At 60.2% G+C, this 16,285-nt stretch carries 14 protein-coding genes; 4 read left to right on the top strand and 10 right to left on the bottom strand.

Annotated elements, in window-relative coordinates:
* The first annotated feature begins 238 nt into the window (after window positions 1-238).
* The 3 genes from QOL82_RS11935 (at window position 239) to QOL82_RS11925 (ending at window position 1,915) form a co-directional block, all read left to right on the top strand.
* Window positions 239-910 (top strand): RNA polymerase sigma factor, encoded by a 672-nt coding sequence (locus QOL82_RS11935; RefSeq protein ID WP_283442484.1) that lies wholly within the window; start codon window positions 239-241, stop codon window positions 908-910.
* Between the two features lie 103 nt (window positions 911-1,013).
* Complete coding sequence (locus QOL82_RS11930) at window positions 1,014-1,544, top strand: DUF4142 domain-containing protein (protein ID WP_283442483.1); 531 nt, start codon at window positions 1,014-1,016, stop codon at window positions 1,542-1,544.
* 8 nt (window positions 1,545-1,552) lie between these two features.
* Window positions 1,553-1,915: a cupredoxin domain-containing protein gene (locus QOL82_RS11925; RefSeq protein ID WP_283442482.1), complete on the top strand. Its 363-nt coding sequence runs from the start codon at window positions 1,553-1,555 to the stop codon at window positions 1,913-1,915.
* 117 nt (window positions 1,916-2,032) lie between these two features.
* On the opposite strand, the gene QOL82_RS11920 is transcribed toward QOL82_RS11925, so the two are convergent.
* The 4 genes from QOL82_RS11920 to QOL82_RS11905 all read right to left on the bottom strand — a co-directional run bounded on the left by QOL82_RS11920 (window position 2,033) and on the right by QOL82_RS11905 (window position 7,302).
* Complete coding sequence (locus QOL82_RS11920) at window positions 2,033-2,935, bottom strand: MBL fold metallo-hydrolase (protein ID WP_283442481.1); 903 nt, start codon at window positions 2,933-2,935, stop codon at window positions 2,033-2,035.
* Window positions 2,936-3,112: 177 nt separating this feature from the next.
* Window positions 3,113-3,355 carry a hypothetical protein gene (locus tag QOL82_RS11915; RefSeq protein WP_283442480.1) on the bottom strand — a complete coding sequence of 81 codons (243 nt, stop codon included), beginning with the start codon at window positions 3,353-3,355 and terminating at the stop codon, window positions 3,113-3,115.
* Between the two features lie 235 nt (window positions 3,356-3,590).
* Complete coding sequence (locus tag QOL82_RS11910; RefSeq protein WP_283442479.1) at window positions 3,591-5,588, bottom strand: alkyl/aryl-sulfatase; 1,998 nt, start codon at window positions 5,586-5,588, stop codon at window positions 3,591-3,593.
* 37 nt (window positions 5,589-5,625) lie between these two features.
* Window positions 5,626-7,302, bottom strand: coding sequence for an alkaline phosphatase D family protein (locus tag QOL82_RS11905; protein ID WP_283442478.1), 1,677 nt, complete (start codon window positions 7,300-7,302; stop codon window positions 5,626-5,628).
* Here QOL82_RS11905 and QOL82_RS11900 point away from each other — a divergent pair.
* Window positions 7,301-8,377 (top strand): LysR family transcriptional regulator, encoded by a 1,077-nt coding sequence (locus QOL82_RS11900; protein WP_283442477.1) that lies wholly within the window; start codon window positions 7,301-7,303, stop codon window positions 8,375-8,377. The two genes, QOL82_RS11905 and QOL82_RS11900, sit on opposite strands and share 2 nt — an antisense overlap.
* 341 nt (window positions 8,378-8,718) lie before the next feature.
* Here the strand turns inward: QOL82_RS11900 and QOL82_RS11895 are convergent, their stop codons facing one another.
* The 6 genes from QOL82_RS11895 to QOL82_RS11870 all read right to left on the bottom strand — a co-directional run bounded on the left by QOL82_RS11895 (window position 8,719) and on the right by QOL82_RS11870 (window position 16,228).
* Window positions 8,719-10,035, bottom strand: coding sequence for an MFS transporter (locus QOL82_RS11895; protein WP_283442504.1), 1,317 nt, complete (start codon window positions 10,033-10,035; stop codon window positions 8,719-8,721).
* Window positions 10,036-10,571: 536 nt separating this feature from the next.
* On the bottom strand, window positions 10,572-11,264 hold the full coding sequence (locus tag QOL82_RS11890) for a dioxygenase family protein (RefSeq protein ID WP_283442476.1): 693 nt from the start codon (window positions 11,262-11,264) through the stop codon (window positions 10,572-10,574).
* Between the two features lie 132 nt (window positions 11,265-11,396).
* On the bottom strand, window positions 11,397-12,737 hold the full coding sequence (locus tag QOL82_RS11885) for an MgtC/SapB family protein (protein WP_283442475.1): 1,341 nt from the start codon (window positions 12,735-12,737) through the stop codon (window positions 11,397-11,399).
* 317 nt (window positions 12,738-13,054) lie between these two features.
* A complete protein-coding gene (locus QOL82_RS11880; RefSeq protein ID WP_283442474.1) occupies window positions 13,055-13,891 on the bottom strand; it encodes a metallophosphoesterase in 837 nt (278 codons plus the stop codon).
* A 184-nt stretch (window positions 13,892-14,075) separates the two neighbouring features.
* Window positions 14,076-14,498: a VOC family protein gene (locus tag QOL82_RS11875; RefSeq protein ID WP_283442473.1), complete on the bottom strand. Its 423-nt coding sequence runs from the start codon at window positions 14,496-14,498 to the stop codon at window positions 14,076-14,078.
* Between the two features lie 179 nt (window positions 14,499-14,677).
* Window positions 14,678-16,228 carry a M20/M25/M40 family metallo-hydrolase gene (locus QOL82_RS11870; RefSeq protein ID WP_430438470.1) on the bottom strand — a complete coding sequence of 517 codons (1,551 nt, stop codon included), beginning with the start codon at window positions 16,226-16,228 and terminating at the stop codon, window positions 14,678-14,680.
* Window positions 16,229-16,285: the final 57 nt, after the last annotated feature.

Below are 16,285 nucleotides of genomic sequence, written 5' to 3'. Positions count from 1 at the left end.
CGCTGCATCGGAAGGTCGTATGCACGTCACTGCTTTTTCATCACATTAGATGAAGTCACGAATTGCGGCGTTCCGGCAAAGGCCTATAAAGGCGAGATTGCGGGTGGAAGCACAGGCATCGGGTGGGACAAGAAGAAATCGGGAACGTGGGGCGCAGCGACTTCATCTAATGTCACATCACGAGAAAAAATTGGAGCGAGCCATGGCGACTGGCGCAGTAAGGAAGGCTGGACATGCCGTGTCCGACAGCGAAATCATACGGCGCGTTCTGGCAGGAGACAGGAATGCATTTGAATTGCTGATGCGACGCTATAACCGGCCTCTTTACCGTACCGCCCGCAGTATCGTGACAGACGATGCCGAGGCCGAAGATGTACTCCAGGAAGCGTATCTCCTGGCATTCCACAATCTTGAAAAGTTCCGAGGCGAGTCCACCACGCTGACCTGGCTGACCCGCATCGTTGTGAATAACGCGATTGCCCGTTCTCGCAAGATCAAGCGGCGCGCCGAGATTATTGCGATTGGCAGCGAACCTGACTGGGAAACGCACCCAGCAAGCGCTTCCCTGCACCTGGATTCGACAGAACAACCGGAACAAGCAATGGAACGCAGCGCGATGCGACGCCTGATCGAGAAGAAAATTGACGATCTTCCCGAGACCTTTCGTACTGTGTTCATGCTGCGGGCACTGGAGGAAATGTCAGTGGAAGACACGTCTGCTTGCCTAGGCATTCCTGAAGCGACTGTCCGCACACGATATTTCCGTGCCAAGGGCCTGCTGCGTGAGGCGCTATCGCGGGAGATGGACTTTGCGCTGGAAGGTGCGTTCTCCTTCGATGGCGCACGCTGCGACCGCATCGTTTCCGGAGTGTTCTCTCGCCTGGGCGGCGCATCCGGGGACCATGCATAAAACTTGATTCATAAAAATCATGTCATCCTGTATTACAACGCTTTTTGTCAGCAGCAACTGGTTACCGGCGCAACCCACCATCATCGCTTAAGGAGTGTTTATCATGAAAATGATCAACATCAGCATCAGCGCCCTGTCAGTCTTCCTTGCATTGACCAGCACGGCCGCATTCTCCCAATCTACAGCGCCAAACGACGCGCAAATTGCAGGGATCGTGGTTGCCGCCAACATGGTAGATATTGATGCCGGAAAAATGGCCACAGGAAGAGCACAGGGCAAGGATGTAAAGCAGTTTGCGCAGCAAATGGTGACTGACCACACTGGCGTCAACAAGCAGGCGAGCGCCCTCGTTCAAAAACTCAAGCTAACACCGCAGGAAAGCGCTACCAGCAAAAATTTAAAGGATGCCGGAAAGGCCAATGAGGACAGGCTGAAGTCCCTGAAAGGCAAGGACTTCGACAAAGCTTACGTGGACAACGAAGTGACTTATCACCAGGCTGTGATCGACGCGCTTGACAAGACACTCATCCCCAGCGCGAATAACGCCGAACTCAAAGACCTGCTGGTCAAAGTGCGGCCAGCTTTCGTAGCTCACCTGGAGCATGCCAAGCAAATTCAATTATCGCTGCAATAGGGCCGGCGATGTCACTCCCGTCACGGCAACAAGCACGACGAACAGGCCGTCGAAAAGCGGCAGCCCTGTCGTTAATCGCGTTCTGCGGAACAGTGGTCCTGGCACATAGCCAAGTCAAGCCGCATCAGCATAGCGTCCTGATGGTAGGAGTGCGGTTTTTGCCGATGCTCCTTGAGGTCAAAGCTGGCGACACCATCGTGTGGGAAAACAGAGACCCGTTTCCCCACAACGTCACCGCCGACAATGGGCAATTTCGTTCCGGCGACATCGCGCCTGAGCAGACCGGAAAGATTACGGTCGACAAACGGGGACGATTTCTCTACGTATGCACGCTGCATCCCGGCATGAAAGGCGTGCTAACAGTGAACTAAGGCTGTAAGGACACGGCGTAGGTAACGACGGCCTCTTTGATGGTGTGCTTACAGGTGAATGTGGAAGCTTATGGCATCACTGCCGATGTCGTTTCAACATCTTCAATAGCCGCTTTATTACCGCGGCCGAACGTCATCGTGGAGACGCATGTCCGGCATACCCTTGGCGCCTACGGGACTGCGCTGCGAGTGGCCAGCAAGACGTTCGTATTCAAACGGGTCATGTGCACAGAAAAGCTCGACGTCGCCACCATGCGAATGACGCAATTGGCGCAAACGTTGTTGATTGCCGAGCCGTGCGTCCCGGTCCTTCTCCATCATGGTTTGGTAAAAACGCAGGCCAGGGGTACACCACGGTTGAGTAAAGTCCATTTCACGATGATAGAAATAGGCGTCGCCTGCCTGCAATAGCCAGCGTTCCGACGTCTGGATTGCAATACCGGCATGCCCCAAGGTGTGGCCCGGCAAGGGAACAAACAGGATTTCGGGCGGCAAGCCGGCAATGTCCCGTACGCAGTCAAAATCGTACCAGCGTTCGCCACGTCCGACACCGTACACTTTCCAACGATCTCGGCTGGACCATTGTCGGGGCCGAAAGCGCTGGCGATCCAGCCATGTTTTTTGCGCGAATGCATAATCACGCTCCTGCTGCAGCATGTGGATAGTGGCATTGGGGAAATCATCCAGGCCGCCAGCGTGGTCGAAATCGAGGTGTGTCAACAAGATGTGCCGGACGTCGGCAGCGCGAAATCCCAGCTGCTCAACCTGGCGCACGGCGGTCATTTCTTCGCGGAAGTCCGGGCTTAGCAGCGTCATGAAGAATGCGCTCAGGCGACTTTTAGGATCGGCCACATCGCGTAGTCCGAAGCCGGTATCGACCAGGACTAGCTCGTTGTTTGTTTCAATCAGAAGGCAGTGGCAACATAGCTCGCCTCGCTGCAGGACGGACGGCGTACGTCCGTCCATCAGTCTTCCACCAAGTGGACATGACGAAACGCAGTTCAGGTGATGGACGCGCATAGGAAATTCTTTCAGCGAGAATAAGCCGGATGGCCGCCGTAAACATCAGGCGGAATGCATATAGGCCCGCCTGTGGAGGTGTCCTTATCTAAACTGACACAATTCAGCTTGATCGGTTCCACAGGGGAAGGTCGTAATTGCCAGCCAGTCCAAGCGGGTTGTAGCTGCATTCCGCGTTCAACTACCTAGCGGACGGCTCCGCCAACCTTTTTTAGGTAGCTGTTTGCCAAAGCGTGAGGGTTTCTCGATTTTATTTAAACGCAAACCACCAGAGGCTATTTGAAATCCTCCAAAAATGGAAACGGCCGTGACATTCGCGCCATCTTGCATGCAGGTCCACAATGGTTGTTGATAAAGCTGTATCAACCAAAAATGCGCGATCAGGACGCCAGAAGTCCGCAGTGCTTCCTTGATAGGCACATTCTTCACTGGACCCTGGCTGTTTTTACCTGAGGGGCCTTGCTATCGTCCAGCTACAACGGCTAATGAGCCGCTCTACGCCGTCGCGTCAGAAGCGGTAAAAACGACCCGGCGCACCGGCCAGCGCGGTTTCATGGCGCGCTCTCATGCAAATGAAAGTGAACTGTCAAACTCATTCGTCGCAGTTGGAGTCAGGCGTAACGGAGATCGCAGCCCTCCAGGATCGCCTTAGGCACTACCGCCGCGTCAGTGGCGTCACGATATTGAATCCCGGCGAAAACGTGTCCAGCATGCCGAACAGCGCAGCGACCGACTGCCGGTCGCCAGTCACCTGCAGTTGTCCCTGGCTGATCGCATCGCTCATTTTCACTTTTCCTGTAAGGATGCTGTCCAGCACCGGCTTGCCAAGCGTTAACGTTGCAATTGGCCTGGCATGCTCGGCGCCCGCACGGTAAGTCAGCGCGCTGTTGTTGAGTGTCATCGCGTAACGCTCATCGAGGTCCGGGAATGCCCAGTTGATCGTCATGCTCTTGCCAGCGGCCCTGTCTGCATTCAGCCGCACCGCGAGGTAGTCAAAAAACATGGGAACAGTCAGCGCCTTGATCAGATCGGGCGACGCTGTCCCGCCGCCCAGGTTGGCTGCTACGCCCTGCCGCAATTCCTGCGCACCGCTCAGGTAGGCGTTGCGCCAGGTGCTGTTTTCGCTCTGATAGCCCAATTGCTCGAGGGCGGCCGCCTGCAACTGGCGCGCTTCCTGGTTCTCGGGTTCAGCGAATACCAGTTGATTGACAATCTGCGCTACCCAGCGGTAATCCCCTTGCGCGAACGACTCCTGCGCCTTCGCCAGCACCGCACCGGCGCCGCCCATCCATGCAATCGTCTTGCGTGCAGCTTCGACTGGCGGCAGCGGGTTGAGGCTGGCCGGGTTGCCGTCGTAAAACCCCAGGTAGCGCTGGTAGACAGCCCGTACATTGTGGCTGATCGACCCATAATAATCGCGGGCATACCACTGGCTGGCGAGCGGCTCGGGCAGCCGCTTCAGGCGCTCGGCAATGTCCATCGGCGTGTATCCCTGGTTAACCAGACGCAGCGTCTGGTCGTTCAGGTAGGCATACATATCCCGCTGGTCGGCCAGCAGCCGCGAGAGCCGCTGCTGGCCCCAGGTCGGCCAGTGGTGCTGGCCCAGCAATACGTCGGATTTTTCGCCGTAGCGCGCCAGTGTCTGGTCGAGATAAAAGGACCATTGCTTGGCGTCCCTGACTTTTGCGCCGCGCAGGGTCAGCAGGTTGTGCTGGGTACGCACCGCATTTTCGGCAATGCACAGCGTGCGCATCTGCGGAAAATAAAGGTTCATTTCAGCTGGCGCCTCGGTGCCGGGCGTCAGCTGAAATTCGATATCGACGCCATCGACGCGCCGCGTTTCGATCGGCTTCCTGATCAGCGCATTCGGCGCGATCAGCGTGACGGTGCCCCGCGACAGGCCCTTGCCAAGGCCGGCATCGACCTGCCCGGCCGCGCTTTTTGGCAGCAGCGCACCATACATGTACTGTGCACGCCGGCTCATTGCATTCCCGGCCAGGACGTTCTCGCTGACCGCTTCTTCCATGAAGCCTTCGGGTGCGATCACCTGCACGCGGCCCGAAGCCGCGTCTTCCTCGCGGATGATGCCCTTGACGCCGCCGAAATGGTCGACGTGGCTATGGGTGTAGACCACCGCGCTGACCGGCTTGCGCGGACGATGCCGGTAATACAGCGCCAGTCCTGCCGCCGCCGTTTCCGCCGACAATAGCGGGTCGATGATGATGATGCCGGTATCTCCTTCGACAATGGTCATGTTCGCCAGGTCCAGCCCGCGCAACTGATAGATACGTTCGGTGACCTTGAACAGGCCGGACACATTGTTGAGCTGCGCCTGGCGCCACAGGCTGGGATTGACCGTGTCTGGCGCAGCACCCGATTCGAATCCGTAGGCTTGCCGGTCCCATACAACGCGACCGTCCGCGGTTCTTATCTGCGGCTGCTCAAGGTCGGCGATCAGGCCGCGCCGCGCATCCTCGTAGTCTTGCCGGTCTCCGAAGGGCAATTGCGATAGCCAGGCCCGGTTGGACCGGACGGTGGCGGGTTCGGCGGCCGACGCGGCTGCTGTGCGGGCGATTTCGGGGCTGCTGGCGCATGCGGCCAGCTGCAGTGCCATGCAGAGGACGGTCAATCCGGGCAATCGCGATGTCTTCATGTTCACCTGCTCAATGTTGGGCCTGCTTGCTCCGCGCTCATCCGCGCGGGATCTCGAGCACGTCGTACGGCTCAAGGCGGCTGATCGCGTCGAACGGGTCGGGTTCGCGCCAGGCAAACAGCTGGCATGTCATGCGGTCCGGCGTGATGTCGACAATACTGAAACCGTTTTTCTCCGCCGGCTTTGCATTGCGCTCCAGCGTCAGCGCACCGGGCGCTGCCGGTCCGAGTCCGCGTGGACCGCTGGGCCAGCCGGCCAGCCCCGTGCCCAGCGGGCCGTTCAGGATGATATTGATCGGGTTGGCGCGCAGGTCAATCTCGCCACTTTTCAGCATGCGGTCCCAGCCGGTCGCATGCAGGTCGCCCGACATCATCACTGCCGGCCGGTTCTGCGCCGTCATTGCCGCGACGATGCGCTGGTGCTGGGCAAACCAGCCGGACTGCCACATGTATTTCTGGCGCTCGGTGCTCAGGCGCAGGTTGGTCCCCTTGACGCCGTTGAACGGCTGCGACAGGACGGCGGGCGGGGCCGCCATGATTTCGTCCGACACGACCAGGTCCGGGTACCATTCGCGCCATTTTCCCGCCGACCAGCCAAATGGCGTGGACGGCATGTGGATCATGTGCCGCGCGTCCGACTGGCGGGTGCGATCCAGCAGCCACTTCTCGGCTTCCGGCGGCACCAGCCCTGCATGCCTGTCCTTCAGCGACAGGTAACGGCCGCAGTCCATCATCAGCATTTCCAGCAGCTTGCCATAGCGCAGCGTGCCAAAGCATTCCGACACCTTTGCCGCCCGGTCGCTGGCATTACTGCCCGGCAGGATCAGCGAACGCCTGGCATCCGGCAGGAATTCGGGGAAGTACATGTCCTGCACCGTGCGCGCGAGCGTCAGGTCGAAATTATCGGGTGGGAAGGTGATGAACTTTTCTTCCGCTTCGTCATTTTCGAAGTAATCATGGTCGTCCATCAGGAAGAATACCGGTGTGGAACGCAGGCGCGTACCGTATAGCCGGGCAATCTGCGGGTCCACCATCTTTTCCAGCAGCGCTTCGTTGGCGCTGCCAAGCACGGGTTGGCTGGTGTCGAAGCGCCCTACTCCGTCATAGTAGTCGTTCGCCGCCTTGCGCAGCGTCGGGCTTCCGCTTTCCATCCAGGTGCGCTGGTCCTGGTAGACATGGTCGCCATTGGCGATCACCACGTCCGGCCGGTAAGACATTCCGCGGTCCAGCAGCGCATGGCGTATGGCCATGGACCGGAACGCCTCCATGCCGCCTGGTCCCCGGGCGTCGGGATTGCCGCCGGCGCAGGTGTAGATCAGCAGCCGCAGGCGGGTTGGCGCGGCATCCGGCGCCGGAAAGGTTTTCAGCGGCCAGGGCGCGCACAGCGGTCGTCCGGCCGCGCTAACGAGTTGCAGCGTGTACACGGTGTCGGGCTTCAGGCCGGGGCTGTCGAAGCGCCAGAAGCGGCCCTGGCGGTCCGTCATGCGGCCGGGCAGACGCCTGCCATCGATCGCAAGTTGCGGCGTCTGTGCGAGCGCGGTTCCAAACGAGGCCTTGATCAGGAAGCGGTCGTGTGCGGCGGCAGGCAGCAGGTGCCTGAGGTCGCCGGCGTTCCAGCCGTCGCTCGCGGACACAGCATGGAAGGGAAGCGACAAGCCGGCGGCCATGATGGCGCCAAGCTGCAGGAAATGACGGCGTGAAAACGGGTCTGGCATGGTGTCTCCATCGTGTAGTTATGGGCAGAGCTCCCCGGTCGCATGGTTTGCGCGCGCCGCATGCCGGGTACGGCTCTTTGGCCGGGCAAAACAAATTGCTGTCCGAGCCGCATTAGCGAACTATCGACCGCCAGATCCGCAAAGTAAAATAACCGCCACGCTGAAAGTCATAACCTTGGGGAATGCCATGCTTGGCGACGATCTCGACTATTTTTTGGCGCTGGCCGCATCTGGCACCTTTACGGGCACCGCCGAACGGCTGGGTATTTCGCAGCCGGCACTCAGCAAGGCAATCCAGCGGCTTGAACGCAAGGTCGGCGCACGTCTGGTCACGCGCTCCTCGCGTGGCGCCGAACTGACCGAGGCCGGGCGCGCGTTTCATGACCGTCTGCGTGCTGCTTCGCAGGACATGGACGATGCGGTGCAGGAAGCACGCAACCTGGGCGGGAACGACGCTGGCCTGCTGCGCATGGGCCTGACGCCGGCCACGACCGACTTTGCGCTGAAGGCCTTGCTGCCCGCGCTCACCACGGAGCGGCCGGCAGCCAGCCTCCGCTTCAGCACCGCGTTCAGTGACGGGATGATGGACAAGGTCGTCCGGCGGGAAGTCGAACTGGCGGTCTGCCCGGTACCGGAGCAACTGCCGGAACATCTGACCTGCGAAGCCCTGTATGAAGACCCCTGCAGGCTGATGATGCAGGACAGCCATCCGCTGGCGCAGCAGGACATCATTGCGCTGAAAGACCTGGTCCGCCACGATTGGGCAGCCACCGGGCAGCATGAATTCACACGGCTCCAGGTCAGGCAGGCATTTTCCAGGCACGGGCTGCCACCGCCGCGTATCGTGGTGGAAGCCGATACTCTGCATGCACTGGTCGAAGTGGTGGCGCGCACCCACCTGATCAGCATGATCAACCTTCGCAGTGCGCTGGCTGGATCGCTCCCCCCTAAGCTTTTGCTCCGGCCATTCACGGTAACCGGCATGAGCCGCCGGATAGGTATCGTGCATCGCACCGGCTATCTGTCGCCGATCGCGCAGCGGGCGTGCGAACTGCTGCATGCGGCGGCGGCATGATGTGTACCAGGCAAGGAGCTCCGGCGCCCCTGCTTGCTGAGTTGCGCTGATCGTGTCAGGTCGCGAGCGCGCTTGGCCGCCTACTGGTTTATCTTCGCATGTCCCCTTTTAAACGGCTTGGGCGAACTGCCGCCGGTGCCGGAATACCGGGTTCAAACCCTTGTTCCCTGCCGCTATTCGAAGGAATTCCCAAAAAATACGGTTTGCTTGGCGGCTTTTCGTTAATCGCTGGACTTTTAATGATCCACCTGGACAGGCGACATGCCTTGGATTGGTATGGCGCCGGTAAGATGGAGCATGCCTGCCCATTGCCGTAAGTATCGGTCCGATCCGCGCAGTGCTTAACGATTGACCAGGCTGCGCGGTTGCAGCAATGCCAGCACCGCGCCCAGGAAAAGGGCGCCCGAGACCACATACATGCCGGCGTTGGTGCTCTGGGTGACATCCTTCATCCAGCCTATGATGGACGGGCTCACGAAGCCGGCGAGATTGCCGATCGAGTTAATCATGGCGATGCCCGCAGCGGCGGCGGTGCCGCCCAGGATCGCGCTCGGATAGGTCCAGAACACCGGCATCGTCGCCAGGAGGCCGGCAGTGCCCAGGGACAGCGCCGCCATCGCCAGCACGACATTGTCGCCATAGATGGTCGCCAACATCAGTCCCAGGCCGCCAAGGGCGCTGGCGAAGGCAAAGTGCCAGCGGCGCTCCCGGGTGCGATCCGCGCTTTTGGCGATGGCCAGCATGGCAATGACGGCGCAGCCGTAAGGGATGGCGGTCAACAGGCCAACATCCAATGCATCCTTGACGCCGGCTGCCTTGATCAGCGTGGGTAAATAAAAGCCGACGCCGTACAGGCCCATCATGCAGCAGAAATAAATTGCGGCCATCAGCCAGACGCGCGCGTTGCTGAACACGCTGGACAGCGCGTGGTCGCCCTTGCCGGCGTTATCGCCCGCGATATTTTCTTCCAGCAGCTGTTTCTCTGCGGGCGTCAGCCAGGACGCGGCGCTGATGCTGTTAGGCAGGTAGAAAATCGTGATCACACCCAGGACCAGCGAGGGTATTGCTTCAACCAGGAACAGCCATTGCCAGCCGGCGATGCCATGGGAGCCATTCAGGGCATTCAGGATCCAGCCCGACAGCGGGCCGCCTACCACGCCGGCAATCGGGATGCCTATCATGAACAGTGCATTCATGCGGCTGCGACGTTGCGCCGGAAACCAATAGGTCAGGTAAAGCACGATGCCCGGAAAGAAGCCAGCCTCGGCCACGCCGAGGAAGAAGCGCAGCACATAGAACATGGTCGGGCTGTTCACATACATCATGGCGCCGGACAGGATGGCCCAGGTAATCATGATGCGGCCGATCCAGACGCGCGCGCCGACCTTGTGCATGATGATATTGCTCGGCACTTCAAAGAAGAAATAGCCGATGAAGAATATGCCCGCCCCGAGACCGTAGACGGTTTCGCTGAACTGGAGGTCGTTCAGCATTTGTAATTTTGCGAAGCCGACATTCACGCGGTCCAGGTAAGCCGCGACGTAGCAGAGGAAGAGGAAGGGCAATAGTCTTGCGGTGACCTTCGCATAGGTTTTGGCTTCCAAATGCTCGCGCTCCGCCAGCTGGGCGCCATAGGGAAGAGATGTCGTGGAGTTCATGATGTTGATGACTGATGCTTGATGAGAAATCGGAGACGCTGACAGACAGATGGCAGCAAAGGCCGCAATTATGGACGACTTCGCAAGTGGCCTTGCCGGTATAAACATGAATAATTTTTGCCGCATACAGTTTTTCGCGCGTCTGCGAGCAATAATTTTCATGCTGTGGGACGTTGACAACGGCATTGGCTGAGCGTCGCTAACGACGCTGTCTACATGCTAAACAGCAGAATGTAGTAAAAGTAAAGCGGTCAAACTGTGCTTTGCAGCATCTTGATGAAGTAATGAAGTTAACTGCGTATTTGGCGCGCCGTAGACGCGGATCCGAACGATACCGACGAAATCGGCCTGCATTTCGAGCCGTCTTCATCTCGGTCTCCCGCGAAACGTCCGGCGACAGGACCGGCAGTCCGCGGATCAAGTCGACGCAGGCGTGTGAATGGTGCTTCGCGGCAGCGCTGCGGTTGGCCTCCACGCAATGCCGGGCTCGCGCTGCCCGCCTCGCCGTTCCGCCAAAACGGCATGTGCGTCAAGGCTCAGGACACCGCGGTCATTCCCAGCACGATATCGAAGCGTGCGTCCAGTTCTCCCGGTCTCTGGGTGCTGGGCAAGAACGGGACCAGCAACGCATCGCGCTGTAATGGGTCGCGGATGCTGCGCAGGACGCCGTCGCGCTCGTTGAGCGCATGTCCGCGCACGTAGAGCTGGGTGGTCAGCAGATCACGGCCACCCCTGCTGATCTTGACGTGAATGTGCGGCGTGCGGCCGGGATATGGCACGGGCCTGATCGTGCGGAAACGGTAGGCGCCATCCCGCCCGGTCTCGAATCGGCCGAACCCCTGAAAGTTCGCATCGTTGCGGGCGCTCGCATCCGCGGTATGGATGTAACGGCCGTTGTTGTCGACTTGCCAGATTTCAATGACTGCGCGGTCGAGTGGCTTGCCGGACACATCGAGGATGCGCCCTGTCAGATCGGTCGCCGTGCCCGCAGCCGGCGCGGCATGACCTGCAACCAGGGTCAAATCGTTATCCCGGTCCAGCGGCAGCCGATCCGGATAAAACGGCCCTTCCGTTTGCGCCGGCGTGGGCAGCCGGTCTTGTGTGAAGGCCGGTTGCGCCGCGCAGGCAAGCGCGCCGAACACCATGCGCCGCCTGAGGCGATTTACCCCGTCCGCGTGGTGCTTCACTGGAAGCGGCGACTGACCTGGAACGGTATGGAGGTACGGCATTGCAGTTCTCCCTGGCATCCCTCGCCGTCGGTTGGCGAAAGAAAATCGCTCAAGCGCCTAGGATAAGGGAAACAGCCTAGCTGCGCACTGCGTGCGTCGCTTCATGCGGACAGCAGGCGAAGGCGAGGCGCATTAGTACAGGTCCGGAAAATACACATCGATCAGAGACATCCCTGCCACGCCAAGCGGAACGCCGACGATGCCAAGCAGTGCAATGACGCCCATCGCAATGGAAAGGCTGATCGACACCTGGCGGTTCTTGGCGCGGAAAACAAACGGCAGATTAATGGCGACGCTTGCTATCGAGGCGATCACGGCGCCAGTGGCGGCCACGCCAGGCAGGATGGACCCGTTGGACGCAAGGCTGGCCGCAGCGGCGACGGCGCTGGCGCTGGACACCGCGCCACCGATCAGGCTGACCAGGTAAAAGCCGACATCGCCGAGGAAGCGTTGCGTGACGATGCCGGCTATGTGGAGAACCAAGAAGATGAACCCGAACTTCAGGGCCGCCCACAGCGAAAACGGCAAGGCCAGCGACGTCCTGCCGTCGCCGTGGCTTTCGTCCGGCAGATTCGGGCCGGCCGGCTTGCGTCCAAACAGCGCCCACCCTGCGCTGGCCAACAGCATCAGTCCGAACGAGACGCAGGCCGACGCCGCAGCGCCTGGCGCAAGCAGGATGAGGATCACCGTATTGCGGGCCAGCATCGCGCACGTCGCGAGCAGGATGCCCTGGTAGGCTGCGCCGATTTCATGCCGGCTGCGGCTTTTACCCATGCGGGCGGCAAGCTCGCTGACCGTCACGCTGCTGTTGACCAAGCCGCCGAGAAAGCCGGCTATAGTCACGCCGCGCGCGCCATACATCTTCCACAATACATAGTTCACAAAACCGATTCCCGCGATCAGGATGACCGTCGCCCAGGCGGCGCGCGGCTCGATCAGCCCCCACGGACCAATCGTCCCGACCGGCAGGGCTGGATAAATCACGATGGCCAGGATCGCGAGCAGCAGCGCCGAGCGCAGTTCATTCTCGGTTAGTCCGATGCTGAAGCCCTGCAACCGGTCCTTCCAGGCAAGCAGCGCGGTTGCGCTGACCATGATGGCCGCGGGCGTCAGCGTATGGCCCTTTCCGCACAAGATGCCGACGACGCAGGTGACCAGCATGGCGGCTGATGTCGTCAGTTCCGTGCCTTTATGCAGGTGGAATTCCTGCAGGTTCAGAAACACGGTCAGCAAGGCGGTAAAGGCCAGGATGATGTAGGCGTAAGGGTCGCCCAATGCGGCGCCAACTGAGCCCAGCAGCGCAATAAAGCCGAAGGTGCGCAGGCCCGCCTCTTTCTTGCGGCGTTCGCGTTCAAGCCCGATCAGCAAGCCCAGCGCCAATGCCAGCGCGAAGCGCGCAAGCATATCGAGATACGGCCATTTGTCGATGGAATCGGCGCCCGCTGCGTTAACGCCGGATGCCGCTACGGTCATGAAGGATGTCTCAAATACCATGCGATGTATTATTTTTTTATCGATTAGCTAATGGCGTATTTTACGACTAACGGAGAAATGCGCTTTGCGCGCCAAGGTGTTTCGGCGTCTTCGCGACAAAACTTTTGTCCCGCAATAAAGGGGTACGCTGCAGTCCGATTGCCTGCCGCTTTATAATTATTCTGCAACGTTGGCTTATATATCGGCCATTGCACGGATATGTCCGCGCACATGCGCAATCAGCCTGACGCTGAACATTGTCCCCGGCGTTATCGCACCCTGCCCTTTTCCTCGGCGCTGACTGGACAGCTTGCGCGCTAAGTGATTTCCACGACAAATCGTTCCCGGAAGGCCTTGTCCTCGCCTTTCTCGGGATAGCCACGCGGATTGGCGATCACCCGGCATGAATAGGGTTCGCCATCGGCGATGCCGCTGGCGACGAAGTCATTGGCGCAATGCAGGTGGCCATGCATCCAGACGTCGGATAAGGGCAGCAGATCGTCGAGGGAATTGCAAAAACCTGCGGTGCCCGGCGTCATTCCATAGCGCGGATCCGCGCTTTGCAAGGTTGGGGCGAAATGCGTGACCGTTACCGTGCTGCCGTCGAATGGCGACGCCAATGCGTCGCGCAGCCAGCGCTGGCATTCGTGCGCGAGCAAGCGAATATCTTCTGCGAGCATGGGCACGCCGTCTTTAAACGTCGTGTTCTTGCTCAGATAGAAATTGGCCGCGCGATATGCCTTTTCCAGCGCCTTCATTTGTTCCGTCATGGTGGCCTGCGACTTGGCGAGCGCCTCGAAATCGCTCCATAAGGTCGTGCCGATGAAGCGGACCGCGCCGACAATGATCGTCTCGCGCTCCAGCCATTCAATGCCCAATCCGTCGCATGTGTCACGCAACTTCTGGTAGGTAGCATCGAACTCGAGCCCGTCGAATTCATGATTGCCCGGGATGTAGAACACGCGGGGCCATTCGGAACCTGGCCTGCACGGTGAAAAGCGGCGCAAACCGAAGTCGTCGCTCGTGAGACGTGAACCCGCCTGGTAGGAGCCGATATCCCCGGCCAGTATCAGAACGTCGATACCTGGAGCGGCCTGAGGGACGTAGTCCGGGTAGTTTTCGAGATGGAGATCGGAGATAAGCTGGATGCGCATGTCACCTATGCTACCGTATCCCGGCGTTAGAGACAGCTAAGCATCAGGTCGATGCGCGCGGTCATGGCCGGCTTTCCTGCCGTGACCGTTCGAACTCGCGAAGAGACGGCGTAGCATGACGGTGTCGGCTTGTAAGGCTCAGGATAAGCGACCGGCACTGATCCGCGCACACGGGCCCGCCCGTTCACTGGGCCGGAAGCATCCCCGGATTGTATGCCACTTCCCAGAGGTGTCCATCCGGGTCGGTGAAGTACGCCGCGTAACCGCCGTAAAAGGTGTCCGCAGCCGCCTTGACCGGGCGGGCGCCCGCAGCCAGCGCCTGATCCATCACAGCGTTCACCTCGTCTCTGGAATACACGTTATGCCCGATCGTGAACGCGGCGGTCCCACCGGCTCGCAGCGGCAGCCCGGTATCGGCGGCGATGCTCTTACGCGGCCACAAGGCCAGCTTGATACCGCCCTCCAGGTCAAAGAATACGACCGCGCCGTTTTCAAACTCGGTGCCGACAATGCCATCCGTCTTCAATCCCATTCCATCGCGATAGAACGTCAGGGACCGTTCGAGATCGTCCACGCCGAGTGTGAGCATCGTGATTGCGGGTCGCATGACGTCCTCCCAGAAATGACCATCGCCTGCAATGCCACGTGCGGCGAAAAACGCGCGCCCAGGTTGGGCCAGGCGCGTCGTGCACCGGACCGCCGGCGCACGACGGGCTGGCCCGGCACAGCCGGTGAAACAGTACTATAGGCCGTTTTCGCCACGGCTTCCCGCTACCGGCTGTGCAGCTACTTCGTGCTAGCGATAGGTTCGGCAAGGATGCCGGCAAGGCCCCGAACGCCTTCGAGATAATTCCCCAGCCGCATATTTTCATTTGCGCTGTGCTGGTTGTTATCCGCATTCACCAGCGGCACGATGACGAAAGGAACCTTCAATGCGTCCACCATGGAGCCGGTCGGCACCGTGCCGCCCATCATCCGGATTTGCACCGGTTCCTTGCCATAGGTTTTCGTGAACGCGCTGCGCAGCCAGGTCGCGATCGGCGACTTCAGGTCGGTCCGTACCGCTGTGCTGGACGCCGATACTTTCGCAGACTCGAAACTGGCGAGCTTGGGATAGCGCGCCCGGTCGTCGTCGGTCGGGACGCCATTCACCAGATGGAAACCCTGCCCCTCGATGTGCTTGGCCAGCAGTGCGTACAGGGATTCGGGAGGCGTTTCCGGCACGGTCCGCAAGTCCAGTTCAGCGGTCGCCGATTCAGGAACCACGGTACGCGCGCGGGAACCGATTTCCGCCGCCTGCATGCCGCGCACATTCAGCGACGGGTATTGCATCGCCTCCTGGTAATTGCCGCCGACCTTTTCCGCTGCGGCGATGCCGAGCCGCTTGCGCAGCGCGGCTTCGTCGTCCGGCACCGCGGCCATGATGCGGCGCGAATCGTCATCCAGTTTCACCGGCTCGTAATAGCCGGCGATGGTCACGCGGCCGTCATCGTCCTTCATGGAAGCGAGCAGGCGCGCAAGGGTTTGCGCCGGGTTGGCCGCGTAGTTTCCATAATGGCCGCTATGGCTGTCCTGCTTCGGGCCATAGACCTTGAGCGTTGCCCGCGCCACGCCGCGGTTGCCAAATACCAGCGTGGGCGCATTGCTGGGATGCATGGGGCCATCCAGCACAACGAGCCTGTCCGCTTTCAGTAGCGCCTGGTTTTGCGCAATGACGGCGGCGAGCGAGGGCGAGCTTTTTTCCTCTTCCGAATCCAGCAGCACCTTCAGGTGGAATGCGGGCGCGTTGCCGGATGCCTTCAGCGCATCGAGCGCGGCCAGCAGCATCATGATCGGCGCCTTGTCGTCCGCCGAGGACCTGGCGAACAGACGCCATTCCGGGTCCACGGTTTGACCGAAAAGCCGATCGATCGGCAGGGCTTCCCATTGGCCAGCGCCATTGCGCTGCTTCAGCGTCGGCTTCCATGGGCTTTCCTGCTGCCATTCCGATGCTTTGACTGCCTGTCCATCGAGGTGCATATAGAACAGCACGGTCGGAGTCCCGGCGGGCGCATTGGGCAGTTCGGCAAACAACATCGTCTTGCCGTCGTTGGGCAGCTGCCTGGTCGTCAATCCGCGACGCTTGAACGCTTGCTCGAACCAGTCGGCGTTGCGCTGGATATCGGCAGGCACCACGGAATCATTGGGAAGCGCGAGCACTTCGGCCCATTCCCTGAAGCTGGCCTGGGCGGCTGTCTGTAGCTGGGCAGGGGTTGGCGCCGCGGCCTGCGCCAGCGGCAGGAACAGGCATCCGGACAGGGCGGTGAGCAATAGATGGCGAGATGAAGTTTTTGGCATTGTAGATGGTTGGGAGTCGATCGGAAGGAATGCTCCGGCAAATTATATCTGCTCGAT

The organism is Noviherbaspirillum suwonense, from assembly GCF_900182955.1.
GTDB classification, from domain to species: domain Bacteria; phylum Pseudomonadota; class Gammaproteobacteria; order Burkholderiales; family Burkholderiaceae_D; genus Noviherbaspirillum_A; species Noviherbaspirillum_A suwonense.
Note: the sequence above shows the minus strand (reverse complement) of the source record. Positions and strands in the feature narration are given on the sequence as shown.

Coding starts and splice junctions, on each gene's coding strand:
- QOL82_RS11930 (WP_283442483.1), top strand. CDS start 1,014: ATGAAAATGATCAACATCAGCATCAGCGCCCTGTCAGTCTTCCTTGCA.
- QOL82_RS11925 (WP_283442482.1), top strand. CDS start 1,553: ATGTCACTCCCGTCACGGCAACAAGCACGACGAACAGGCCGTCGAAAA.
- QOL82_RS11920 (WP_283442481.1), bottom strand. CDS start 2,935: ATGCGCGTCCATCACCTGAACTGCGTTTCGTCATGTCCACTTGGTGGA.
- QOL82_RS11910 (WP_283442479.1), bottom strand. CDS start 5,588: ATGAAGACATCGCGATTGCCCGGATTGACCGTCCTCTGCATGGCACTG.
- QOL82_RS11900 (WP_283442477.1), top strand. CDS start 7,301: ATGGTGTCTCCATCGTGTAGTTATGGGCAGAGCTCCCCGGTCGCATGG.
- QOL82_RS11905 (WP_283442478.1), bottom strand. CDS start 7,302: ATGCCAGACCCGTTTTCACGCCGTCATTTCCTGCAGCTTGGCGCCATC.
- QOL82_RS11895 (WP_283442504.1), bottom strand. CDS start 10,035: ATGAACTCCACGACATCTCTTCCCTATGGCGCCCAGCTGGCGGAGCGC.
- QOL82_RS11890 (WP_283442476.1), bottom strand. CDS start 11,264: ATGCCGTACCTCCATACCGTTCCAGGTCAGTCGCCGCTTCCAGTGAAG.
- QOL82_RS11885 (WP_283442475.1), bottom strand. CDS start 12,737: ATGACCGTAGCGGCATCCGGCGTTAACGCAGCGGGCGCCGATTCCATC.
- QOL82_RS11880 (WP_283442474.1), bottom strand. CDS start 13,891: ATGCGCATCCAGCTTATCTCCGATCTCCATCTCGAAAACTACCCGGAC.
- QOL82_RS11875 (WP_283442473.1), bottom strand. CDS start 14,498: ATGCGACCCGCAATCACGATGCTCACACTCGGCGTGGACGATCTCGAA.
- QOL82_RS11870 (WP_430438470.1), bottom strand. CDS start 16,228: ATGCCAAAAACTTCATCTCGCCATCTATTGCTCACCGCCCTGTCCGGA.